The 24,677-nt window shown below is 41.3% G+C and carries 22 protein-coding genes; 17 read left to right on the forward strand and 5 right to left on the reverse strand.

What is annotated here, in order from left to right:
- Positions 1 to 103: 103 nt before the first annotated feature.
- Positions 104 to 3,088, reverse strand: a complete 2,985-nt coding sequence (locus Q8M62_RS08830; RefSeq protein ID WP_304900552.1) for a DUF2723 domain-containing protein — start codon at positions 3,086 to 3,088, stop codon at positions 104 to 106.
- A gap of 168 nt (positions 3,089 to 3,256) precedes the next feature.
- Between Q8M62_RS08830 and trxA the strand changes: the two genes are divergently transcribed.
- From trxA to Q8M62_RS08895, 13 genes are all read left to right on the forward strand, one after another.
- The gene (gene trxA, locus Q8M62_RS08835) at positions 3,257 to 3,577 is read left to right on the forward strand and encodes a thioredoxin (protein WP_304900551.1); all 321 of its coding nucleotides are present in this window, start codon (positions 3,257 to 3,259) and stop codon (positions 3,575 to 3,577) included.
- Positions 3,578 to 3,785: 208 nt separating this feature from the next.
- A complete protein-coding gene (locus Q8M62_RS08840; RefSeq protein WP_304900550.1) occupies positions 3,786 to 5,210 on the forward strand; it encodes a rhodanese-like domain-containing protein in 1,425 nt (474 codons plus the stop codon).
- Positions 5,211 to 5,317: 107 nt separating this feature from the next.
- A complete protein-coding gene (locus Q8M62_RS08845) occupies positions 5,318 to 6,733 on the forward strand; it encodes a hypothetical protein (RefSeq protein ID WP_304900549.1) in 1,416 nt (471 codons plus the stop codon).
- 29 nt (positions 6,734 to 6,762) lie between these two features.
- Positions 6,763 to 7,344 (forward strand): YeeE/YedE family protein, encoded by a 582-nt coding sequence (locus Q8M62_RS08850; protein ID WP_304900548.1) that lies wholly within the window; start codon positions 6,763 to 6,765, stop codon positions 7,342 to 7,344.
- Positions 7,345 to 7,554: 210 nt separating this feature from the next.
- Positions 7,555 to 8,046: a DUF6691 family protein gene (locus tag Q8M62_RS08855; protein WP_304900547.1), complete on the forward strand. Its 492-nt coding sequence runs from the start codon at positions 7,555 to 7,557 to the stop codon at positions 8,044 to 8,046.
- Between the two features lie 251 nt (positions 8,047 to 8,297).
- Positions 8,298 to 9,467, forward strand: a complete 1,170-nt coding sequence (locus Q8M62_RS08860; protein WP_304900546.1) for an MFS transporter — start codon at positions 8,298 to 8,300, stop codon at positions 9,465 to 9,467.
- Entirely contained in the window at positions 9,467 to 10,180 is a 714-nt protein-coding gene (locus Q8M62_RS08865; protein WP_304900545.1) for an acyl-[acyl-carrier-protein] thioesterase, read from the forward strand. Before Q8M62_RS08860 ends, Q8M62_RS08865 begins: the two co-directional genes overlap by 1 nt.
- A 135-nt stretch (positions 10,181 to 10,315) precedes the next feature.
- Positions 10,316 to 11,368, forward strand: a complete 1,053-nt coding sequence (locus Q8M62_RS08870) for a c-type cytochrome (protein ID WP_304900544.1) — start codon at positions 10,316 to 10,318, stop codon at positions 11,366 to 11,368.
- Positions 11,368 to 12,720 carry a hypothetical protein gene (locus Q8M62_RS08875; RefSeq protein WP_304900543.1) on the forward strand — a complete coding sequence of 451 codons (1,353 nt, stop codon included), beginning with the start codon at positions 11,368 to 11,370 and terminating at the stop codon, positions 12,718 to 12,720. Before Q8M62_RS08870 ends, Q8M62_RS08875 begins: the two co-directional genes overlap by 1 nt.
- Positions 12,721 to 13,098: 378 nt before the next feature.
- Complete coding sequence (locus Q8M62_RS08880; protein WP_304900542.1) at positions 13,099 to 14,085, forward strand: acyl-CoA desaturase; 987 nt, start codon at positions 13,099 to 13,101, stop codon at positions 14,083 to 14,085.
- Between the two features lie 12 nt (positions 14,086 to 14,097).
- Positions 14,098 to 15,282 carry a DEAD/DEAH box helicase gene (locus Q8M62_RS08885; protein WP_304900541.1) on the forward strand — a complete coding sequence of 395 codons (1,185 nt, stop codon included), beginning with the start codon at positions 14,098 to 14,100 and terminating at the stop codon, positions 15,280 to 15,282.
- A gap of 10 nt (positions 15,283 to 15,292) precedes the next feature.
- The gene (locus tag Q8M62_RS08890; RefSeq protein ID WP_092728273.1) at positions 15,293 to 15,553 is read left to right on the forward strand and encodes a cold-shock protein; all 261 of its coding nucleotides are present in this window, start codon (positions 15,293 to 15,295) and stop codon (positions 15,551 to 15,553) included.
- Complete coding sequence (locus tag Q8M62_RS08895; RefSeq protein WP_092728274.1) at positions 15,546 to 15,740, forward strand: cold-shock protein; 195 nt, start codon at positions 15,546 to 15,548, stop codon at positions 15,738 to 15,740. The genes Q8M62_RS08890 and Q8M62_RS08895 overlap by 8 nt, the downstream gene beginning before the upstream one ends.
- 57 nt (positions 15,741 to 15,797) lie before the next feature.
- On the opposite strand, the gene Q8M62_RS08900 is transcribed toward Q8M62_RS08895, so the two are convergent.
- Positions 15,798 to 16,793: a 2-hydroxyacid dehydrogenase gene (locus Q8M62_RS08900; RefSeq protein WP_304900540.1), complete on the reverse strand. Its 996-nt coding sequence runs from the start codon at positions 16,791 to 16,793 to the stop codon at positions 15,798 to 15,800.
- A 101-nt stretch (positions 16,794 to 16,894) separates the two neighbouring features.
- Between Q8M62_RS08900 and Q8M62_RS08905 the strand changes: the two genes are divergently transcribed.
- Complete coding sequence (locus Q8M62_RS08905; protein WP_304900539.1) at positions 16,895 to 17,326, forward strand: Dabb family protein; 432 nt, start codon at positions 16,895 to 16,897, stop codon at positions 17,324 to 17,326.
- On the opposite strand, the gene Q8M62_RS08910 is transcribed toward Q8M62_RS08905, so the two are convergent.
- Positions 17,327 to 17,734 (reverse strand): hypothetical protein, encoded by a 408-nt coding sequence (locus Q8M62_RS08910; protein WP_304900538.1) that lies wholly within the window; start codon positions 17,732 to 17,734, stop codon positions 17,327 to 17,329.
- Between the two features lie 98 nt (positions 17,735 to 17,832).
- Between Q8M62_RS08910 and Q8M62_RS08915 the strand changes: the two genes are divergently transcribed.
- On the forward strand, positions 17,833 to 18,438 hold the full coding sequence (locus tag Q8M62_RS08915) for an alpha-ketoglutarate-dependent dioxygenase AlkB (protein WP_304900537.1): 606 nt from the start codon (positions 17,833 to 17,835) through the stop codon (positions 18,436 to 18,438).
- Between the two features lie 420 nt (positions 18,439 to 18,858).
- Here the strand turns inward: Q8M62_RS08915 and msrA are convergent, their stop codons facing one another.
- Complete coding sequence (msrA, locus tag Q8M62_RS08920; protein WP_370690552.1) at positions 18,859 to 19,842, reverse strand: peptide-methionine (S)-S-oxide reductase MsrA; 984 nt, start codon at positions 19,840 to 19,842, stop codon at positions 18,859 to 18,861.
- 336 nt (positions 19,843 to 20,178) lie between these two features.
- On the opposite strand from msrA, the gene Q8M62_RS08925 reads away from it, so the two are divergent.
- Positions 20,179 to 20,781, forward strand: coding sequence for an outer membrane beta-barrel protein (locus Q8M62_RS08925; protein WP_304900535.1), 603 nt, complete (start codon positions 20,179 to 20,181; stop codon positions 20,779 to 20,781).
- Positions 20,782 to 21,073: 292 nt separating this feature from the next.
- Positions 21,074 to 23,734: a PQQ-dependent sugar dehydrogenase gene (locus Q8M62_RS08930; protein WP_304900534.1), complete on the forward strand. Its 2,661-nt coding sequence runs from the start codon at positions 21,074 to 21,076 to the stop codon at positions 23,732 to 23,734.
- 42 nt (positions 23,735 to 23,776) lie between these two features.
- Here Q8M62_RS08930 and Q8M62_RS08935 read toward each other — a convergent pair whose 3' ends face one another.
- Positions 23,777 to 24,283, reverse strand: a complete 507-nt coding sequence (locus Q8M62_RS08935) for a hypothetical protein (protein ID WP_304900533.1) — start codon at positions 24,281 to 24,283, stop codon at positions 23,777 to 23,779.
- Positions 24,284 to 24,677: the final 394 nt, after the last annotated feature.

Genomic DNA, 24,677 nt, shown 5'->3' on the forward strand with positions numbered 1-24,677 from the left:
AATATCACTTGAGACTTTATTTTATAAATCTGTGGGAAACATTTGAGACAACAAAAAGGCGAGAATCAAATCCTCGCCTTTCTTTATTTGCAATTTCAGAAATCTATCTTCTCTCCAACACTCCCGGTTGCGCACTTTCTACCCCGATCAGGCTTTCCAGTCGCAGCTTCAGTGATTGAGCTTCTTCCTGATATCCTCTTTCTTCGAGAAGCGGAATGAAGTATTTTACCATTTCGATCGATATCATCATATCTCTGTCATATCCTCTGTTTTCCCGAGTATAGAAGTCGATCATATCCAGCGATCTTTTGGAGATTTTGTCAATGATGTCCAGTGCTTTTTCATCCTCTCCAACTTCAAAAAACAAGGGAACTGACTGCCCGCTACTCAAATCATAAGGCATCGCCTCATGAGGGATAGTTTCCAGACCATAATTTAACAAAGTAGCTGCCTGCTCCATTTTGTCCTCATCCAACAGGGCCATGACGATGGTATTAAGTGAGCTTCTATGGTTGGATGCAAACCGTCTGTATTCCTCGTCTAGGTAAGCATTCGGGTCATTCATTCCACGGAAGGCAAAATTCTCCATGTAATTCTTATAGGCAAGATCGGTGTTGACCAATTCTTCACGAATAAACTCCGGTTTACGAACAGGTAACAAGCGATAAGTCATCCCTTCCATCACCACGTGGTCTTCGATATTGATTCCGATAGAGGAGAGCGAAGTGTTATTGAAGTAGATCGGTCGCTCCCAGTTGTTGCTTACTATTAAGTCGATGAGCATTAATGTTGCCCTTGTCATATACTGACCTTTTACTTGCAGGTTCATTTGCGAGGCGAAAAGATCTTTGAATTGAGTTGGTACTATTTCATCGTTTGAAACAAAGCTGCTGTCCACCTCCAAAATCAAATTACGGGAAGGAACCATGTTGACCACACTTTTTCCTCCGGTTTTCATTTTTAGCAGATCCGAACCTGAGTTTAAAAGCTTAAGATATTCTGAGGCTGAGATGGCATTCAGGTTTTCCTGCTCCATGACATAGAGCACATCATTGGTTCCTTTTTGGTAACGCTCAGGGATTAATGAAAAAGGAAGCGGCTCAGATTCATTGACCGGTCGGGTCATTTGCTTCATATACCAATCAGTTTCAAAGTAGCTCAAAACGATCACCCGCACATCGGTTCGGAAGTTTTCTACCTCCTGCACGTACCAAAGAGGGAATGTATCGTTGTCACCTCCGGTGAAAAGAATAGCGTTAGGAGCACAGGATGCCAAGAAGTTACGAGCAGAATCTACCGAGAAATAGCGGCCTTTTCTGTTGTGATCATTCCAGTTTTCGGCCCCCATAAGTCCAGCTACCGGAAGTGTGATCAAGGTTGCGATGACTGCTCCAGTCGAGAGGTTTTTTGTGGCTTTTCCGAAGGCATGAGCCAATCCCAATACACCAAGTCCTGCCCAAATGGCAAATGCATAGAAGCTACCCACATAGATGTAATCCCGCTCACGTGGTTCGACAGGCGGTGAGTTCAAATAAAGCACCAACACCACACCCATCATCATGAAGAGCATGAAGTTGACGTAGAAATACTTCGGGTCTTTTTTGGCCTGGAAGAAAATACCGATCAGTCCAAGGATCAAAGGTAGCATCAAATAGTTGTTATGCCCTTTATTTTCTTTGATGTAATCAGGGTATTTGTCGCTAAAAGCATCCGTCAAACCAATCCACGGCGCATCAGTAAAATCACTTTCTCGTCCAGAGAAATTCCACATGAAATAGCGCCAATACATGTGTCCCAGCTGATGGCTAAACATGAAGTAGAGGTTGTCTCCGAAAGTCGGTTCCTGACCTTCTCTCAGTCCCAATTTTGATCGGTAGATGCGTTTATGATTTTCCTGAGTGGAATAGATTCTTGGAAGGATGGTGGTTTTGGCCGGATCGTAGGTATTTTTCAGTTCATAATCTACGATTTCATACTTGTCCTTGCCCTTCATGTACACCGGTGCACCTTCTTCCTGATCGACAAGTTGCGCAGTGAAGTATTGTCCATGAAGTAGTGGTCGGTAGCCGTATTGCTCCCGCTTCAGGTAGGAAACAACGCTTATTACGTCCTTTGGTGCGTTTTGATTGATGATCGGGTCTTGATTGGATCGGACAATTACCAAGGTGTAACTACCGTATCCGATCAGGATGAAAACCAAAGACAGTAAAGCCGTATTGAGGAGTACTTTTTCTTTTTGAATCGAGTAGCGAATGCCAAAGACCAATGCTCCTAGAAAAAGAAGGATAAAAAAGATAATTCCTGATCCGAATGGCAATCCGATGCTGTTGACAAAGAAAATCTCGACTGAAGCGGCTAGACTTGGAAGCCCCGGGATAATCAGGTTATTGATGATGATCAAAGCGACACCACCGAGGAACATAGCGTAAATCGCTCCTTTCAGCGTAGCATTTTGGTATTTTTTGAAATAATACACCAAAGCCAAAGCGGGCAAAGTCACGAGGTTCAATAGGTGAACTCCAATAGAAAGTCCCACCAAATAGGCGATAAAGATCAACCATCGGTTCTCCAATTTTGGATCCTTGATCACTTCCCACTTCAAAAATGCCCAAATTACAATTGCAGTAAAGAAGGAAGACATCGCGTACACTTCCGCCTCGACGGCAGAAAACCAAAAACTGTCTGAGAAAGTGTAAATCAGCGATCCCACAATGGCAGAACCCATCAGCGCGATAGTTTGACCCTTAGTTTCCTTGCCTTCTTCGATTGCAAAGATTCTTTTTCCAAAAAGTGTAATCGACCAGAATAGAAATAAGATGGTGAACCCTGAGAACAAAGCACTGCCGATATTCATCCAGTACGCTACTTGTAATCCGTCTCCCATGGCCAAAAAGCCAAACATTCGATAGACCAAAAGCATAAATGGAGCTCCCGGAGGGTGGGGTACTTGAAGCTTATAAGAAACGGCGATAAACTCTCCCGGATCCCAAAAACTTGCGGTTTGTTCCACAGTGAGAATATATACCAAGGTCGCAACGGCAAAAATTCCCCAGCCGGTGACGTTATTGATCTGCTTATAATTGAGCATTAAACGGAAAATTAGTCGGGGCGAAAATATGAAAATTTACTCCATTTCAGGATTTTTTAGCACTTTTTAAAAGTTTGGGATAACTAAGCAAAAATTTTCGTGTGACAAAAATTACGGTGTAATAGGCTTTGGTGAGCTATTTTTGTTGAGTAATTAAAATTAAAAACCATGAGTACGCAGCCAAAAACATTTCAGGAACTAATTCAAGGGGATATTCCCGTTTTGGTAGATTTCTTTGCTACCTGGTGTGGACCTTGCAAAATGATGCAACCTATTCTGGAAGATACTTCCAGGCAATTAGGCGATAAAGTCAAAATCGTGAAGGTGGATATTGATAAAAATCCGCTTGCAGCAGGAAAATTTCAGGTTAGAGGTGTTCCGACATTGATCCTTTTTCACAAAGGAAAAGCGATCTGGAGACAATCTGGAGTAGTTCCCACGCATCAATTAGTTCAAATTATTGAATCCAATCTGGGTGCCTTTGCTTAAAACCAATGTGACAAAAGTCATTTTGAATTCAGTTTTTAGAAAATAATTTTGATCAAGTTTTAAAAGGAATTAATAAGACAAATCAAATTCATTACAGGATGACGCAAACGTCATCCGCCGGATGATTATTAGTCATGAGCCATAGGCAATAAGGCCCAACATCTCTCCGGATGGCCATCAAGTTGACCACTAAAAAAAAAATAATACTATGAAAATCGAACAAATCTATACCGGATGTCTTGCTCAAGGAGCTTACTACATTGAATCAGACGGTGAAGCGGCCATAATTGATCCGCTGAGAGAAGTCCAGCCCTACATTGAAAAGGCAGCCAGAAGAAATGCGAAAATCAAATATGTTTTTGAGACGCATTTTCATGCGGACTTTGTTTCGGGACATCAAGATCTGGCAGCAAAAACCGGCGCAAAGATTGTTTTTGGCCCAACGGGCATGAAGATGGGATTTGATGCTGTAATTGCTGAAGACAATCAGGAATTCAAACTTGGAAAAGCAAAAATCCGGGTGATTCACACACCAGGTCATACGATGGAATCGTCTTGCTATTTGCTGTACAACGAGGAAGGCAAGGCAGAGGCGATTTTCACAGGTGATACCTTATTCATAGGGGATGTAGGGCGTCCGGATTTAGCACAAAAAGTAATTGCTGAATTAACACAGGAAAAGCTTGCGGCTCATTTATATGATTCGTTAAGAAACAAAATCATGCCTTTGGCTGACGATCTCATCGTCTATCCCGCTCACGGCGCAGGTTCTGCCTGTGGTAAAAATATGAGCAAAGAGACATCTGATACCTTGGGTAATCAAAAGAAGACGAATTACGCACTTCAGCCAATGACCAAAGAGGCTTTTATCAAAGAAGTGTTAAGTGGTCTTACTCCGCCGCCTGCTTACTTTCCCCAAAATGTCATGATGAATATCCAAGGATATGACAGCATTGACGAGGTGTTGGAAAGAGGTATACATCCTTTGACACCAGAAGAATTTGAGGTAGCTGCAAACGAGACCGGAGCAATGATTCTGGATACCCGTGATCCTCAGACTTTCGCCAAAGGCTTTATTCCAAACTCAATAAATATCGGAATTGACGGAAGTTTTGCAGTGTGGGTAGGAGCGATGATCCCGGATTTGAAGCAGGAAATATTGGTAGTGGCAGAAGAAGGTCGAGAGGAAGAAGTTGTTACCAGGCTTGCAAGAGTAGGCTATGATTATTGCCTTGGATATTTGAAAGGCGGTTTTGCATCTTGGAAAAATTCTCCTGTGCATGAAGTGGACTCCATTACATCCATTACAGTGGATGAATTGGCTAAAATCAAAAAAGTTGATCCTGAGATCCATATTCTTGATGTTAGAAAGAATTCTGAGTTTTTGTCAGAGCATGTCTTGGACGCTGAAAACGCACCCTTGGACTATATCAATGACAGCATGCTGAAAGTGGACAAAAATAAAACCTACTACGTGCATTGCGCGGGAGGATACCGATCCATGATTTTCAATTCTGCTTTGAGAGCCAGAGGATATGACAATCTTATAGACGTAGCCGGAGGATTTCAGGCCATTAAAGAATCAGGGAAATTTCAGGTGTCAGACTATGTCTGTCCAACTACCCTACTTTAAGCTTTAGCAATACACATAATTTATTTTGAATGGCAGGCCTTCGGGCTTGCCATTTTTAATTTAAAACTATCCGATGTGATCAAAGTCACACGAATTAGCACCCAAACATGGAGAAATTTGCACTTGCTTTGAAGGGGATTGGGTTGGTCTTAATTGTATTACTTAATCTGTCAGTTCCTTCTTTCGCCCAGCATCATGAAGAAACTATAGTTGACAACACTTCAAATGAAAAGTTATTTGGAGATAAATTGAAAACCGGGAATTTCGAATTTCATCTGCGTTCCTTTTACATGCATACAGAAAACCAAAAGGGGCTTTTGGATTATTCTACATGGGGGTCGGGAGCAGGGCTGGGGTATTTCAGCCCACGGTGGAAAGGGCTTGGTGTAGGGTTTAGTGGATTCTTTGTTTTCAGACATTTTGAAAACAATTTAACCATTCGTGATCCGGCCACAGGACTTCCTAATAGATATGAGCTTACCCTATTTGATGTACACCATCCTGATAATTACCATGATATGGATCGATTAGAGGAGTTTTTTGTTTCCTACGAAAAAGAAAAATTCTCTACTTGGGTTGGCAGGCATCATTTTGAAAGTCCATTGTTAAATGCATCTGATAACCGGATGCGCCCCAACCTCTTCAGTGGATTATCGATGGAGTATCAGCCTGGAAAGTTGAAACTTACGGGAGCATGGTTTACGCATTTGATTTCCAGAGGATCTTTGGAATGGCTTTCGGTGGAAGAGTCAATTGGGTTTTATCCTACAGGAAGAAACCCAACTGGATCAGATAAAAATTATCATCATCACCTCGAATCAAAAGGAATCGGGGTGCTAGGCATAGAGTTTCAAACAAAAGACCTTCAATTGAAATCTTGGACTTACCTGTCAGAAGGAATTTTCACGACAACTTTTGGAGAAGCTTCAGGGAATTTAGCTTTAGCAAATGGTTCCCGCTTCATTTTTGGAGCACAGGGATTTTACCAGACTGCACTGGGCGACGGTGGTAATCCCGAACCAAGCTATGCCTACACTTTGCCGGGTGAATCTACTTATGGCGCAGGGTTTCGTACTGGAATTCATTTAGGAGAATCAGAGTTAACTTTGAATTACTTAGGGATATCAGATAATGGACGATTTCTATTCCCAAGAGAATGGGGCAGGGAAAAATTCTTCGTGAGTATGCAGCGGGAACGTTTTGAAGGAATGGGAGGGGTAAATGCCTTGGGGATGCTTTATGATCAGACATTTATCCAAGATAAACTTAAGGTGAGTCTAGGGGCCAGTCACGTACAAACGCCTGATTTAGAAAATATCGGTTTGAATAAATATGGGCTGCCAAACTATTATCACTTTACTGGACTGGTTGACTATCGATTTACCGGTTTCTTCAAAGGACTGGATTTGCAATTGCTAGTTGCTCACAAAAAAGAGGACAGGGATAGAAAAATCCCACTTGAATATGTTCTCAATCGAGTAAACATGACCAACTACAATCTGATATTGGATTATAGATTTTAACAAAAGGAATAAAACAACTAAACTAAAATATGAATCAATTTATTGAATGGATTTCTCAGCCTTGGCCTTGGTACGTGGCTGGGCCGATGATAGGATTGACCGTGCCTGCCTTACTGATTTTGGGTAATAAATCCTTCGGGATTTCCTCCTCCTTGCGTCATATCTGTGCTGCATGTATACCGGCAGGTATTCCCTTCTTTTCTTACAATTGGAAGAAAGAAATGTGGAATCTACTCTTTGTTCTGGGAGTTGGAATTGGTGGTTTTATAGCCATGAATTTTATGGCAAACCCCAATACAATTGTTATTTCTGAAGCTACTCAGGCTGATTTGAGCGCCTTGGGAATTACCAGCTTTTCCGATTTAATGCCTACGGATATTTTCTCTTGGAGCAATGTGTTTACCGCCAAAGGACTCCTTTTCTTCGTGTTCGGGGGCTTTTTGGTAGGCTTCGGTACTAGATACGCTGGTGGATGTACTTCAGGCCACGCAATTATGGGTATCAGCTCATTACAGTGGCCATCATTGGTAGCTACTATTATCTTTATGGTTGGTGGTTTTCTGATGACTCATGTCCTATTGGAGCCATTAATGAAATTGGTAGGTTTCTAAAAAAAAACAGAATATGAAATCAAGCATGACCCAAAGCGACACATAGAGGGATGCCCCGAGCTATCGGGGAATGCATGCGAAGATTCCATATGGCCTTTGAAAAACAAATTATAAACAGATGAAATCGAGCATGACTAAAAAGTCACACACTGGGATGATTATCGACCATGCGAGATTCCATGTGGCAATTAAAAAACAAAATATAAACACATGAAAGTAGCAGATAAAAAAATAGAAATTTTGGATCCGAACTGTGTGGCTCCAAATCTCAGTGAAAATAACGACAAAGGCCTTGAACTCTTGAAATACCTGATTTTGGGAACGCTTTTCGGAATCGTATTTGTAAAAGCTGAGATCATTTCTTGGTTTCGAATCCAGGAGATGTTTCGGCTCCAATCCTTCCATATGTATGGTGTGATCGGTTCAGCGATAGTGACGGGCATTATATCTATCCAGTTGATCAAGCGATTGAATCTCAAAACTATTCATGGAGAAAGCATCGTGATCCCGGATAAAGTTTTCAAAAAGGGTCAAGTGATTGGCGGCTTTATTTTCGGCTTGGGTTGGGCCCTTACCGGTGCTTGTCCTGGACCACTATTCGCTCAGATTGGAAGTGGTTATTCCGTTATTTTGGTTACGTTGATTTCTGCTTTGGCAGGAACTTGGGTATATGGTAAATTTTCGGATAAGCTTCCGAATTGAATAAAAGCATAAATAAACAATAGAGCCACCTTTAGAAAAAGGTGGCTTTTTTAGTTGAATACCTTTTTGATAATGATCCTAATGAAAATTATGATAGTAATCAAAATGGTCCCTACAATGACAAACTCCATGCGCTTTGCTTTTTGTCAGAACTTATCCAAACCACGAATAGTTTTTCCTTTTCATTAAACTTTTCCCTAATCCAGACCAATATTTCTAAATTTGCCAGCCTATAAAACCTAAACACCCCCATGAATTACCTCTCCAAACGTAGAACCGCCTTAGGGGCTATGTTCTTTTTCGTAGGACTTTGTTTCGCGAGTTGGGCCGCGAGAATCCCTGATATCCAAGCCAAATTTGAACTTTCTGAAGGACAGCTGGGCACTATGCTCCTTTTTTTACCTTTGGGGTCATTACTGGGGTTGCCTCTTGCAGGATGGGCTGTCCATCAGTATGGCAGTCGTAGAGTAATCATGATTGGAAGTTTTGCCTATGCTATGACATTGCCATTGATTGGTTTGAGTCCCTCTGTTTTTTTATTGATACCGGTTCTGATTCTTTATGGTTTACTCGGCAATGTGATGAATATTTCGCTCAATACACAAGCCTTGGATTTGGAGGATCAAATGGGCAAAAGTATTCTGGCATCTTTTCATGGACTTTGGAGCACAGCAGGTTTTGTGGGTGCGGGATTAGGTGCAGGAATGATTTTTATCAACATTCTTCCCGAACTTCACTTTTTGATCATCATGGGTATTTCATTTTTTATCATCATTGCTGCGCAGCGCTTTATTTTAAAAGAGCAAAAAGTATCTGAGGGCAGTGGTTTGGTGATAAAGAAACCGGATTCTTTGCTGTTAAGAATCGGCTTAATCGCTTTCCTAGGAATGATGTGTGAAGGATGCATGTTTGACTGGAGTGGAGTTTATTTTAAAAAAGTCATTCTGGTGGATCCATCAATGATCGCTTTGGGCTATGTGGCATTTATGGGGGCGATGGCATCCGGGAGATTTGTTACGGATAAAATCGCCGCTCGATTTACGAAAGTGGCAGTCATCCAAGTAAGTGGAGTGTTGATTTTTGTAGGATTGGCTTTGTCAGTTGCTTTTCCTACCGTTTGGAGCGCAACCTTGGGCTTCTTGTTGGTTGGATTTGGAATTGCCTCCATTATTCCGCTTTCCTACAGCATCGCTGGTCGATCCAAATTATATAGCCCAAGTGTTGCCTTGGCCTTGGTGTCTACCATTTCCTTTTTTGGGTTTCTTTTGGGCCCCCCTTTGATTGGGTTTATTGCTGAGTTATTTGACTTGAAAACATCCTTTGCATTAATTGCGGTCAGTGGAATTGGGATTACTTTGCTGTCCAGCATTAGAAAGCAGGTTTTTTTGATCCCTCAAAAGGTTAAATCTATGGCAGCCTAATGGTAATTCCTGAAAATCTCCAGTTTCAATATGATTTCGAGGTTGGATCATTTCAGGTCCACCCTGATGGAAAAATCAGCTTAACATCATTGGCTGACCTTCTTCAGGAGATTGCCTGGAGACATGCTGATTCGGCTGATTTTGGAAGAAATTTGATGGACACCCATCAAATGTGGGTGCTTTCCCGCCTTGAAGTCAAAGTGAATAAGTTTCCAACATGGGGCGAGTCAATCCGGCTTTTCACAGGAGGAAGAGGTGCGGACAAGTTATTTGCCTTCAGGGAGTTTCTGGTTTGGGATCGGAATGATCAACTCTTAGCAAGAGGTATGTCTTCGTGGCTTCTTCTAAATTCGGAAACCAAACGCATTCAACGTCCTGAGCAAGTTTTACCTCCGGCACTTTTTGATCCGAAAATGAAACCCGCTTGGCAGCCCGGCAAAATAGTCACCGGAGGTGAGTTAATCGCTGAAGAGGAAATTAAAGTCAGGCTTTCCGATTTGGATCTTTATAATCACGTTAACAATACGAGCTACGTCCGATGGGTAGAAAATCTACTTTTCGATCAGGGGATTCGTCCGGAGAATATCGCCATAAATTATGTGGCCGAATGTATTCAGGGTGATAAAGTCGTCCTGAAACTTTTTGAAAAAGAGTCCAAATTTACAATTGAAGGCAAGGTGAATGAAAAAATCGTTTTTTTGGCTGAAGTCTAGCAAATCAATTTTTAAGAGATCTTTTAGGGAAAATCTCTGAAAATATTTGGATAACTTTTCTCATGTGACCACTGTCACAATTTTTAATTTTGGAAAAGTCTGATTTTTGTACATTACCATGATAGTACTAATCTTATGCTCCAGCCTTTTGTTAAATTGATCACTTTAGTCGTGGCTTTACTCGGTTTAGCTACAGCACTTGTGGGAGTGATCGGTTTTGTTGTTTTTATATCCTACTCCGGTATCCAACTCCCGAGTTTAACCGACGAAGAAAAATCAATTCCTCAGACTATTGCCGAAATCCCTGTAGTCAAAGCCCTTGCAGATCCTGCTGGAATGTGGAAATCCCCCGATTGGAATTCCGTAGATGCGGAACCCAATGCTATGGAAATTAAATACGGGAAAGAGCTGATTGCCAATACTTCTGAGTTTCTGGGTCCAAATGGTAAAGTTAAAGCCATATCAAATGGGATGAATTGCCAAAACTGCCATTTGCAAGCTGGAACAGCTCCTTTAGGAAACAACTACGGTGCTGTGGCGGCGACATATCCGAAAATGAGGGCTCGCTCGGGAACTGAAGAGGATATTCAAAAACGAATAAACGATTGCTTTGAAAGAAGCTTAAATGGGCAGTCCCTCGAGCGGGATTCGAAAGAAATGGTTGCTATGGTTGCCTACATCAACTGGGTAGGGAAAGATGTGCCAAAGGGGGAGATCCCCAAAGGATCCGGACTTTACGAAGTGCCGGTTTTGGATCGTGCCGCAGATCCATCAAAAGGGAAATTGGTTTACGAGAATCAATGTCAAAGCTGCCATGCAGCAGATGGACAAGGGATGGTCAGACCAGATGGCAAAGGGTACACCTATCCACCATTATGGGGTAAAAATAGTTACAATCATGGAGCTGGACTTTATCGACTGTCCAGGTTTGCAGGTTATGTGATCGCTAATATGCCCTTAGGCGCTTCTTTTCAAAACCCAATTCTCTCCGATGAGGAAGCTTGGGATGTCGCAGCCTACGTGAATAGCATGGATCGACCAAAAAAGGATCTTTCGCAAGATTGGCCTGACATTTCAAAGAAACCTGTAGATCATCCATTTGGCCCATTCTCTGATCAATTTACCGAAGCGCAACACAAATTTGGGCCATTCAAACCCATTCAGGAAGCGAAAGCAAAATCAAACTAATGAAGCAAATCTTTTTGATTTCATTCCTCATTTTTGGTTTCTATAATTCCGGATTTGCGCAGGAGAAAAAAGTGGAACTTAGTGTCAATCCGGATATCCATTTCCGATCGTTTTGGATGAATACAAATTATCCCAAAAATGATTTTAAGGAGGATTATGCTTTAGGAATGACCCTTAATCTCGGGGCTATTATTAAATATCAGGAAAATTGGAAGCTTCATGTTGGTTTTCGCTCTTTTGCAAATGTGGCAAGTTCAGAAATTTGGGAACTAGATCAGGCTACAGGCCAAGGAAATCGGTATGAAACAGGGCTTTTCGATCTTCTTGATACCAGAAGTCGATTTTTCGGCAAACTGGAGACCTTATCACTGGAGTTTTCGAAAGAAAAATTTGGAATAAAGGCAGGTCGAATGGAGATCAATTCGGATTGGATTAACGCTCAAGATGGGAGATTGTCTCCTACCGCAGTAGAGGGGGTTAATGCTTGGATTGCGCCGGATAAGGACTGGAAATTTTCTCTTTGGGGGATTGGCAGAATAAGTATTCGAGGAAGCAGCGAATGGCTTTCAGTGGGAGAGACAGTCGGCATTTATCCAGTGGGGAGGACTGTGTCCGGAAGACCTGCCCAATACTTTGGGAATACTTCAAGCGACTGGTTGGGTATCTGGGAAATAGATCGAAAAATGGCTTCAGACTCCAAAATCCACTTTTCAAATACCATTGCCCAAAATCTCTTTTCCACCTATTGGCTTTCTTTTGAAAAAAACCGAAAAATTGAATCAGGTATAGTGATAATGGGGCTGCAAAGTGGATTTCAACATGGAATCGGAGAAGGTGGCAATCCCAATCCAGATCTTAAATACAAAGAGGCGGATGATATAAATTACGCGCTTTCAGGAAGAATAGGGTGGAAAAACATGAAATGGACTACGCATTTGAATTATACGCATGTAGGGGGTGAGGGGCGCTGGCTTAGTCCAAGAGAATGGGGGAAAGATGCTTGGTATACTTTTATTCCAAGGGAGCGGAATGAGGGCTTTGAATCTGTAAATGCAGTGGTAGCTTATGGAGAGTATCGTTTTCAGAAACCACAGGTTACCCTTTATGGACATTTAGGTTTTCATTGGCTTTCTAAAACTGAGGACGCATTTGCCAACAAATACAATTTCCCAAGTTATCGACAGGTAAACCTCGGAGTGAAATTTCAAGCTAAAAAGGTTACAAACCTGGACTTTCATTTTATTTTGGTGAGAAAAGAGCCCTTGACTTCTAGTGACTTAAGTCCAAATCAAATTTATAACAAGGTTGAATTATTGCATTTTAATGGGATAATTAACTGGAGGTGGAATTAATAAATCATGGCCTGATTAGGAATATTGAATCCGAATCCCCACCTTTGAGGAATCGAAGAAATGTTTTCGATACTTGGTGACAAGTCAGCATCGGTGATACACCTGCTTAAGTAGTAAATCAAGAGTTCTCCATTACAGGTTTTAATTCTTCTTATTCTACTTTTTTAATTCATAAAATAACCTTATGTTGTTTACAGAATTAAAACCTGCAGTTTACAATCTTTACGAGAACCCTAGATTTTATTAACCCTAAATAATTTTATTATTAAGACTATTCGATTTTCGGAATCAGAGCTATCTGATTTCTCAATTGCGCTTAAAAGTAGAGTCAATAACTACTTCAAATCTACCCAACAGTCCAAGTTTGCGAACAGAGAAATGATCATCAAGACTGTGGTCATGGTGTCTCTTTATTTCGTGCCTATTATTTTATTAGCCACAGGAGTAGCGACTCAGACCTGGCATTTATTCGCTTGCTATATCCTCAGTGGTTTTGGAATGGCAGGAATCGGAATGGGTGTCATGCATGATGCAATCCACGGTTCGTTTTCCAAAAACCCTACGGTAAACAAACTACTCGGCTATACCCTTAACATGGTAGGAGCCAATGCTACTGTTTGGAAACTGCAACACAATGTACTTCATCATTCCTACACGAATATTTCAGAAGGTGATGATGATATTAATGCGCCATTCTTTCTCAGATTCTCTCCAAACGCTAAGAAAAACGCGCTACACCCCTACCAGCACTGGTATACTTGGTTTTTCTACGGTTTGTCTACGGTATCTTGGGTGACATCTAAAGACTTTATCCGCTTCACAAGATATTATAATATGGGTCTTATGAAAGGCAAAAATGTCTACAGAAACTCGATATTGAAGATATTAGCTTGGAAATTAGTATACTTTGCTTTCATCCTAGGTTTACCGATTGCATTCTCTCCTTTTGGAGTCGGACAGATCTTACTCGCTTATTTAGTGCTTCATTTTATTACCGGATTGAGTATCTCTCTGGTATTTCAGACTGCGCACATCATGCCAAATGTGGATTTTCCAGAGGCAGATGAGCATGGAATCGTAGAAGGTGAGCGAATGCTGCACCAGTTGGTTACTACTTCTAATTATTCCGAAGGAAGCCGGGTATTTGCCTGGATGATCGGAGGATTAAATCATCAAGTAGAGCATCACTTGTTTCCCGATATTTGTCATGTACACTATCGGAAAATTGCCCCCATTGTAAAAGCCACTGCTGCTGAATACAATATCCCTTATCATACAAAAAAGACATTTTTTGATGCTTTGAAGTCCCACTATGAAATGCTCCGTTTTCTGGGCAATTCTGAAATGGTACCTGCCAAAGCCTGATTTAATCCCACCATGAATAATACAAGAAATAACACTGCGCCTTCCAGAGCAGGTAATGCAGACAGAAGGCAAGTGAAAAAGAAAAAAGAATCCACCTTGGATCCAAAGCTTTTTGTTAAAAAAGCAAAACCAAGTGGACAAGCCGGATTTAGGACAGAAAAAACTTTCGAAGACTTAAATTTGAATCCAAGACTTTTGTCAAACATTCTGGCAAAAGGTTACGAAACGCTTACTACCATTCAAGAACAATCCATCTTACCTCTTCTTGAAGGAAGAGATATGATGGCTATCTCAAAAACAGGTTCGGGTAAAACTGCTGCATTTTTGATTCCGATCATCGAGCATGCCCTGAAAGACCCAAGAAACTATACTGCATTGGTGGTTACTCCCACCCGTGAGTTAGCTCTTCAAATAGAAGAGGAGTTCAAAAGTTTGGTTCTGGGATTACAGTTGTATTCAGCCACTTTTATCGGAGGTACAAATATCAATTCGGATTACAAACAGCTTGAGCGTAAGCTTCAGGTCGTAGTAGGTACCCCGGGTAGATTACTGGATCTTGCGGCCAGGAAATTGTTGAAGCTCAATCAGGTTAATACCCTTGTTCTCGATGAGTTTGACAGAATGCTGGATATGGGTTTTGTCAATGACGTTAAAAAATTGGTCAATTTGATCGGTAAACGTGATCAGACACTACTTTTCTCAGCAACACTTGAACCTGCACAAAAGCAATTGATTTCTACACTTCTTCATAATCCGATTGAAGTAATAGTAGAAAATGCCGGTGGAACCAACGAGAATATCGAACAGCAAACCATCAAAGTACCCGAGGGTGCTGAGAAGTTTGATTTGTTGTCAGGATTATTTAAAAGTCCTGAGATGGATAAAGTTATCCTATTTACAGAAACTAAGAGACTGGCCGACAGGCTGGCAAAAAAGCTGAATCAAGTCGGTATCGCTGCAGGACAGATTCACGGAGATAAATCCCAGAATTTTCGGAACAAAATGATCGAAGATTTCAAAAAAGGGAATATACGGGTGCTGGTCGCAACTGACGTTGCAGCCAGAGGTATCGATGTAGCTGATGTGTCCCATGTGATCAATTATCAGTTACCGATGACCATGGATGCATACATCCATCGTATCGGCAGGACTGGACGAGCCGGTAAAATCGGCCACGCCATCACCTTTGTAAACTAAAAAACGCCTAATGTCAAAAAATCAAAACACGTTCATTAAAAAGCAAAAGGCAGAGCTTAAGAAACGGAAGCAAAAGGAAAAACTTGAAAAAAAGTTGGATCGTAAGAGCCAGCCGAAAGATGGAAGCCTCGATAATATGATCGCTTACGTCGATGAGTTTGGAAACTTCTCCGATACTCCACCTGAACCGCCAATTGTCAAAAAGACAAACCCAACACAAACAAATCAAAACAGAGTAAAAACAAATCAAAATTTCAAAAATCATGAATGAAGGAACAGTAAAATTCTTTAACACTACCAAAGGCTTTGGATTCATCACTCCAGCAGATAACAGTGAAGATGTATTCGTACATCACAGCGGTCTGGTACACGAGATCCGTGAAAACGACAAAGTGAAGTATGACCTGGTACAAGGAAAGAAAGGCATCAATGCCGTTAACGTGAAAGTTGTACATTAATCCTTAATGTCTCACGAGGTAAAAACCCCACAGGCCTGCCTGTGGGGTTTTTCTTTTCTAAGTAGCTTTGATCTCGTTTTTCAATTTCAATCCTTTTTCAAAATCAGAAATATTGGACAAAGTGATTTTTGAGATTTGCTCTAAGGCCTCTTTAGTAAGGAAAGCCTGATGTCCTGTAATTAATACATTCGGAAATGTCATCAACCTGGATATTTCCTCATCTTGCATGATTTCCTCTGATAGATTCTTGAAAAAAATATGCTCTTCTTGCTCATAGACATCGATGCCTAAGTAGCCAATTTTTCCTGTTTTGAGAGCTTTTATCACTGCCTTGGTATCAACCAACGCACCTCTACTCGTATTGATCAATGCTACACCGTCTTTCATTTGCGAAATAGTTTCTGCGTTAATCATGTGGTGGGTTTCTGGAGTAAGCGGACAATGGAGGGAAACAATGTCGCTTCTGGAAAGCACTTTTTTTAGGGAATGGTAGGTTACTCCCAGTGTTTTCATTTCTTCATTTTCATAAACGTCATTTGCGATTAGTTGACAACCAAATCCTTTTGCAATCCTGCAAAATGCTCTTCCGATTGCTCCGGTGCCAATCACACCGATCGTTTTACCATGGATGTTGACGCCGGTAAGCCCCTCCAGCGAAAAGTTGTTTTCCCGTACCCGATTGTAAGCTTTATGAGTTTTTCTGCTTAATGTTAAAATCAGTGCAAAAGCATGTTCAGCCACTGCTTCGGGGCTGTAAGCAGGCACTCTTACTACCGTGATTTCTTGTTCCGCTGCGGCATTTAGGTCGATTTGATTGTATCCTGCACACCGAAGTGCAATGAGTTTGATCCCCAATTTTTTTAATTCTTTCAGAATTTTAGCATCGATTTTATCATTTACAAACGAACAAACTACTTCATGGCCTGCTGCCAAGGATAATGTGTCTTTGTCAAGCTTGACTTCGAAATAGCTAATATGATGTCCCGAGCCTGGCAAAAATTGATTAAAACTTTCCCTGTCGTATGATTTGGTGCTGAAGAATGCAATTTTCATTTGATGCGATTTTTGTGTTTGTTTTTTAAAATCGGTAACCTTAATTCAAAAAGTAGAAGATTAAAGTCAAATTATTTTTAGTTTCAGGAAAAATTCCAAAAATGAAAAAGCTAATTTATCTCATTCCAATCCTTTTGTTCTACTCCTGCAATCAACCCAAGTCTGCCGGAGGAGAAGAAACCCTCACTAAAACTCAACCTATTCACGAAGAAGTAGCTATGCCTGATTCTGTACTCCGCCACGTTGTTCTTTTTGGATTCAAAGAATCCTCCAGCCCTGAAGATATCCAATCTGTAATTGATGCATTCAAAGCATTGCCGGCTCAAATCAAAGAAATCAAAGGGTTTGAATGGGGAACCAACTCGAGCCCAGAGGGTCTGAATCAAGGCCTCACGCATGGCTTCACGCTGACTTTTCATTCAGACGCTGATCGCGACGCTTACTTGCCACACCCTGCACATAAGGCTTTCGGGGGAATAGTTGGTCCGCATTTGGACAAGGTCACCGTTGTAGACTATTGGACTAAGCCCTGATTACTTGTCGTAAGGAAGGTCAGTGCTATTGGGTTTCACCAATTCGCTTGCATTGATCACTTCTGATACAACAAATTCGCTCGTGCCTCTCCAAGGTAACTTTCCATTGTATTCTTTATAGCGCAACTCCAGGTGTTTGCCTGAGTTGCGCTCAAGGATTGCAGCAACTTCAGGATCAGTCACACTGAATCGAAACTCGTTGCTTTGCAATGCTCCTGAAGTTGGGCTTTGGAAGCCCTCCTGTACCATACGGCCTTCCCAAGTCTTAAACATGACTCCTTTTTTCACAAAGTAATTGAGACTTCCTGCCTTGACACCTTCTCCAAACACGAAATAGAATTTCCACCAAAAAAAGATTCCGAGTACCAATACCAGAATCAGACCAGTGATCCAACCAAATTTTTTCATAGTTTAAGAATAAAGTTGACTAAAGATAACGAGGGTAAATTTCAAAAATAAACAGAGTGGAAAAATAACCCAATAAGATTAAAATTAGTTGATAGGGTATGCAAAAGTCCATTTTCACACCAGACAATTCCAATCTTTTACCCTTTCAGGGTGAAACAAACCTTGTACATGATTTTTTTTCAAAAAAACTGGCAGATTACTATTTCCAGAAACTTCAGAAATCACTGGATTGGAAGCAGGAACCCATCCGGATGTTTGGAAAAATGGTGATGCAGCCACGGCTGACTGCCTTGTATGGGGATGCGGGTAGACCTTATGGATATTCTGGGATATCCATGAATCCCTCGGTCTGGACTACAGAGCTTTTGGAGATAAAAGAAAAACTTCAGGTGTTCTCTGGAATCGTTTTCACACACGTGCTCTGCAATTATTATCGTGACGGTCGGGACAGCATGGGCTGGCATCGGGACAATGAAGCGGTCTTGGGTAAGAATCCAAGTATAGCATCCATTACTTTTGGTTCAACGCGGTTATTTCAGGTCCGACACTACGAAACAAAAAATCACAAAATTGACATTCCCCTTACGCATGGAAGTCTTCTAATGATGTCAGGCGAAAGTCAGCATCATTGGGAACATCAGCTTCCCAAAACCAAAAAAGTACTTGAGCCGAGGATTAATCTGACTTTCAGGAAATTGCTTTGACTCTATTATTTCATTGAGTTCATTAGGATTCAGATCGGATTTTTCGAGCTTTTCGTGAATAGTGAGCAGGTAGATTGTTTGGGCTTTTAAATATAGATGAGCAACAGCTCTCGCTATTCCTCTTTTTACTTTTACTATTAAACCCGAACTATGCATTAGCAATTCTACGCCACGGCGCACAAGTTATTGCGGCCAGTAATTGCTTCAAAATCAGTCACTACGTTGCTATTTTCTCCCGAGCTATCGGGATCACCATATCCGCCGCGGCGGACTCAGTCTCCAAACAGCCTGATTTTATTGCACTTACTGTCCTCATAACGAAACCTAATGCATAGTCCGGCTTAAAGCAATTGGGTGACGGATTTTAAAGTAATTGTTTCAAAAAAAAGACTGTCAACTGACAGTCCTTTTTTCAAAATTTCAATCCACCAACCACAAGTAATCTCCATATCCTTTGGCCTGCATTTCAGTTTTTGGGATAAATTTCATTGCTGCAGAATTCATGCAATACCGCAGATTGGTGGGTGCAGGGCCATCATAAAATACATGACCTAAATGACTACCGCCAAGCTTGCTCCGTACTTCCACCCGCGTCATTCCCAGTTCTTTGTCAATCGGCTTATCGATTACTCTTGCATCGATCGGCTTTGTGAAACTTGGCCAACCCGAGCCTGACTCATATTTGTCTTTCGAACTGAAAAGCGGTGCGCCGGACACGATACATACATAAATGCCTGATTCCTTATTTCCATTGTATTCATTTTGGAAGGCATATTCTGTGGCGTTTTCCATGGTTACTTCGTATTGAAGTGGTGTGAGATTTTTCTTCAATTCACTCTTTGGAGTAGCTTGATACTTTTTAGCGCTCAATTCAGGCCAATTCGCTTTGATGAATGCGTCTCTACCACTTCCATTCCGATAAGCATAGTATTCCTTTGGACTTTTTTTGTAGTAATCCTGATGATAATCTTCAGCAGCATAGAAATTGGTGTATTTGATAATCGGGGTGGCTACAGGTTTTTTAAACCTTCCGGACTTATCCAATCTTGCTTTGGATTCCTCTGCTACTTTTTTCTGCTCCGCATCATGGAAGAAAATAGCTGATTCGTACTGAGGACCTCTGTCGTAAAATGAACCTCCCACATCCGTAGGATCATAGGTTTGCCAGAAAATATCTACTAATTCAGAATAGCTGATCACCTCGGGATCAAAAGTGATTTGTACAGCCTCTTTATGTGAGGTTTTTCCCGAGGACACCTCGCTGTAAGTGGGGTTCTTTTCCTTGCCTCCGGAGTAACCCGAAATCACCGAAATCACCCCGTCAAGATCTTCAAATGGCGCTTCAACACACCAAAAACAACCACCTGCGAATGTGGCCAGTTGAGTTTTAGAAGAAAAAACCACATTTGCTTCAGGCTCTACCTGTCCTGTGTTTAGATTTGTGTTCTCGGAAGGTGAACTACCACAAGCCATCAAGAGGCTCACTATCAGACTTATCATAGATATTGGGATATTTTGCAAATTTTGCATCTGGTGAAGGTTCTACAGATTTATTTGAATTTTTGGTCAACTTTTTGACATGGGTTTAACAACCAAGGTATTGCTTGTGTTTCAGCTGTTTTCTTAATAGTTATTAAATCTACTTTGAATAAAGTACGGCACAAACAGAAAATTGGATTGTCGGCTCGGTTACATTTCAGGCATTTGCCGCGACAAAGAACCAAATTAAACTCTGAAAAGATGACGAACAGCAAAAAATCAGCATTATTGATCATTATGAGCTTGTTTTTGGGTATTTCAGCTCTTGCCCAGCAAGGTTCTGGATTTGGATTCAAAGGTGGAATGAATTACAATACCAGCGGTAAATACTTCAAAGATGCCGGCCAGATTTTCTCCAGCCCAAGTGAAAACATGGGTTATCACCTAGGTGTTTTTTTTCAACTATCCAGTTACGATATCTCATTAAGACCGGAGATGATCTATACTAAGTCAAAATTTGAAACGAGTTTGGGTGCTGTAGATTATCAGAAAGTTGACCTGCCTGTATTGGTGAAAATGAGACTTTTTAAGGTTATTGGCTTTTCCATCGGTCCATCTCTGCACTACACCTTCGATGAGAAGTTTTCGGTGCCTGAAAATTTCCAAAAAACCGAGCCCTTCGGTCTGGGTTTTCAGATGGGCTTGGGAGTCAATATTGGTCCCGTAGGCTTGGACTTGAGATTTGAGCGGGAAATGAATGAGCGCAAATACTCCTTTGAAAATGTTCTTGGCAAAGAAGATTACAAAAATCAACAGTTGATTCTCGGACTTTCTTTTATGATACCAGGGAAAAGAATCAAATAGAGATTTCTTTATTTGGTGTGGAGGATTTTGATTCCTTTTCAATTTCTATGTTATAATTGCCAGAGATGCACGGCTATTTATCTGTGCATCTGTGGCAATTAAAATTTTTAGTCAGGGTTTGCTTTGATTTGGCCAATCCAGTTTATCATCATGGTTGTTGCCCCTCGGATTGGTATAAGAGGGATCTCGGTCGTTTGAAGAAATTTCCTCGCTTGTGTTCTTCAAATAAAAACCCATTTCAATTTTACATGATTTCTTTATCTTAACCGGACTAAAATAACCAGCTCAATTTATGATCAAAAAATTAAAGGCACTTGGGCTTTTGAGCTTGATAATGTGGAGTTGTGCCAAAAAAGACGAAGATCCCTTCGCAACCATTCGACCTGAGGAAAGTCGCTTTACCAAAATCACCCTAGTAGAAAAACTCAATGAACCCATGGAATTGGAGGTTCTGGATAATTTTGACGTGCTTTTTATCGAGCGGGCCGGAAAAATCAGAAAGTTTGTTGCACAAAGCGGTGAAGTGGAGGAAATAGGATTTTTGGATGTCTATTCCCAGGCTGAGGACGGATTGCTGGGCTTGGCCAAAGATCCAAAATTCAAGGAAAATCAATGGATTTACCTATACTATTCGCCGGCAGGGGATCTGGAAATCAACCGGCTTTCCCGCTTCACTTTGGTGGATGGATTTTTGGATAAGTCCACTGAAAAAATAATGTTGGAAATTCCGGTATTCCGGGGTTGCTGCCATTCGGGAGGATCGCTTGAGTTTGATTCCAAAGGCAATTTATTTTTGAGTTTGGGAGATGATACGACTCCTTTTGAATCCGATAATTACAATCCTATTGATGAGCGAACAGGCCGACCGGCAAATGTGGACGCTCAAAAAACCTCAGGAAATTCCAATGATCTGAGAGGTTCAATCATTCGGATTACGCCACAGGCAGATGGAACTTACACCATTCCGGAGGGTAATCTTTTTCCCGTAGGAACTCCAAATACACGTCCCGAAATCTATGTGAAAGGCAATCGAAACCCTTTTCGGATCGGAATTGATCAGCGCAATGGAAACCTGTTTTGGGGAGAAGTTGGGCCTGATGCTTCCTTCGATAGTTTAAAACGAGGTCCAAAAGGGCATGATGAGTTTAATTTGGCGACCAAGCCGGGCTATTTTGGATGGCCTTATTTTGTAGGAAATAATAAACCGTACTGGAAATATGATTTTGAGAAGCAGGAAAGTCTTTTTGAGTTTGATCCTGCAGCTCCAAAAAACACTTCGCCGAACAATACGGGAGTGGAGATTTTACCCCCCGCTACTCCGGCTCTAATTTGGTATCCTTACGATGAATCTACCGAGTTTCCAATGCTCGGTACAGGCGGAAGGAATGCCATGGCCGGGCCAGTTTACTACAGGGCAGACTATGAAGCCTCTGAGGTTCGTTTCCCTGGATATTTCGATGGGAAGGGTATTTTTTATGATTGGATGCGCAATTGGATTTTTACTGTGAGTCTGACAGAAGATTATAAATATGATACCATGGAGCGCTTCATGCCATCCACTGTTTTCGACAAACCTGTCGATATGCAATTTGCCAAAGACGGTTCGCTTTATATTTTAGAATATGGAACCTTCTGGAGTTCCCAAAATGATGACTCTGGGATTTATAGAATTGAATTTGCGGCTGGAAACAGAAAACCACAAGTCAAAGTCAGTGCTGACAAAACCGTAGGTGCAGCTCCTTTAGCTGTGAAGTTTTCATCAGAAGGGACTGTGGATCTGGATCCAGAAGACCAACTTACTTATGTGTGGGATTTTGGCAAGGGGCAAAGTTCCAGCGATGCTAACCCAGCATTTACCTTTGAAAAGCCGGGTGTTTATCCTGTCAAACTTACGGTTAAAGATCGGGCAGGAGCCAGTTCAGTGGCAAATCTTGAGATCAAAGTGGGGAATGAAGCACCAGTTGTGAATATTGACTGGAAGCAAAACAAAAGTTTCTATTTCGGGCCTGAATCCGTCCCGTATCAAGTAATTGTAAGTGATCTGGAAGACGGTAAAATAGATCCTTCCCGAGTGAATTTTAGCATTGATTATTTAGAAGGTGGATATGATTTAATCCAAATTGGACATCAGCAGGAACAAATTCATCCCGGGGAATCATATATTACTCAAGCTGGCTGTAAGGCCTGTCATGCCATAGAAAAGGAATCTGTCGGACCAAATTATACCGCGGTTTCACAGAAGTATAAAGATCGACCCGATGCCAATACCTATTTGGCAGGGAGGATTATCAACGGTGGAGGAGGAGTATGGGGCGAGCGGGTGATGCCAGGGCATCCCCAATTGGAATCTTCCCAAGTTGAAAAAATGGTCGAGTTTATTTTGGGCATTGCCAACCCTCAGGCTGGAAGTAGTGCTTTACCACTTCAGGGAAACTTTAAACTGGACAAAGTACAAAATCCGGAAGGATACTATCTCATCCAAGCTGCATATGAAGACAAAGGTGCGAATGGAATCGCTCCGCAAAAAACGATGAGTCAATTGACCTTGAGAAACAGTTTGGTGCGTGCTTCTACCGCAACTGAGCTTAAAGACGTAGCTAAGGCCAACGGTCCTCAATTTCAGTTTGTAAAGTTTACGGCAAGAAATTCATGGATCGTCTTTGACAAGCTGGATCTAACCGGAATTTCAGCATTGGAACTCGCTATAAATCCCGGAAATGCAAAAGGATCGCTACAGGTCAGAATCGGAAGTCCGGAAGGTAAATTGATCGCTGAGACGAAAGTCCTGAGTAAAGACGACCGGCCAAAAAATTTGGAAGGACAGTTTTTCAATGTGAAACTGAGCCTGGAGCCGACGGTGGATTTTCAGGATCTCTATTTTGTGTTTCAACCGGAAGGCGAGGTTTCCATTTGGAATACGTTCAACTTAAACACGATCAAGTTTGTCCGATAATTCAGGAAAGCCCGAAATCCAATAGTTTCGGGCTTTTTATTCCTATTTCAAATGAGCTGAAAAGAAAGCCTTTAGTTTGATAGCTTCCTCATCATCTACTTTCTTGTCTTCAAGAACAGATGCAATCAAAGAAAACAGTTCATCGAAAGGTGTTGATTTTCTCAAATGTTCGTTCTTTTCAAGCCATTGATTGAGTTTGTAGATTTCATAGGTATTTACGTCTCCGCTGGCAAGAATTCCTTTAAAGATTCCGTTCAGAAAATATAAGTTGGGTTCTTTGTCATTTATTGACCCGGTTTCTTCCAAAAAGCTATTGAGGATGTCCTTTAGCTCCTCTATTTCTTCTTTATTGACTTTGCCGTCATCTATAATAGGTTTGATTTGACTGTGAAGCCGTTGAAATGAATCCATTTCACAAAGTGGTTCATTTTCATAACACCAACTTTTCATTGCTTCATACTCATTTTTGGTAATGATCCCATCCATGGATATCCCATAAATTAATCCAGCCAGCTGGTAAGCCGCATTTCTTATCTCCTCATTTTTCATCTTTTTATTTGTTTTTTAAAGGCCACATGGAATCTCGCATGACAGATAATCATTACTCTGTGTGACACTGTAGGGTCATGCTGGATTTCATGTGTTTATAATTTTTTCTTTAAGGCCACATGGAATCTCGCATGGTCGATAATCATCCCAGTGTGTGACTTTTTAGTCATGCTCGATTTCACCTGTTTATAATTTAATTTTTTTGGTCAGATGCCCGCCTGTATTCGGACAGGGAATCTCGCAAGTTTGATAATCATTCCTCTGTGTGTCACCTCAGGGGGCATGCTCGATTTCATCTCTTTTTTTGGAAAGAATTTACAACCAATACTTTAAAAAAGTCAGGGTCGGTGGAAATTAGTTTTTGGGTTAGTTGAAAATCGTTTGGAATGCCCAT

Source organism: Algoriphagus sp. (assembly GCF_030694375.1).
Lineage (GTDB): Bacteria > Bacteroidota > Bacteroidia > Cytophagales > Cyclobacteriaceae > Algoriphagus.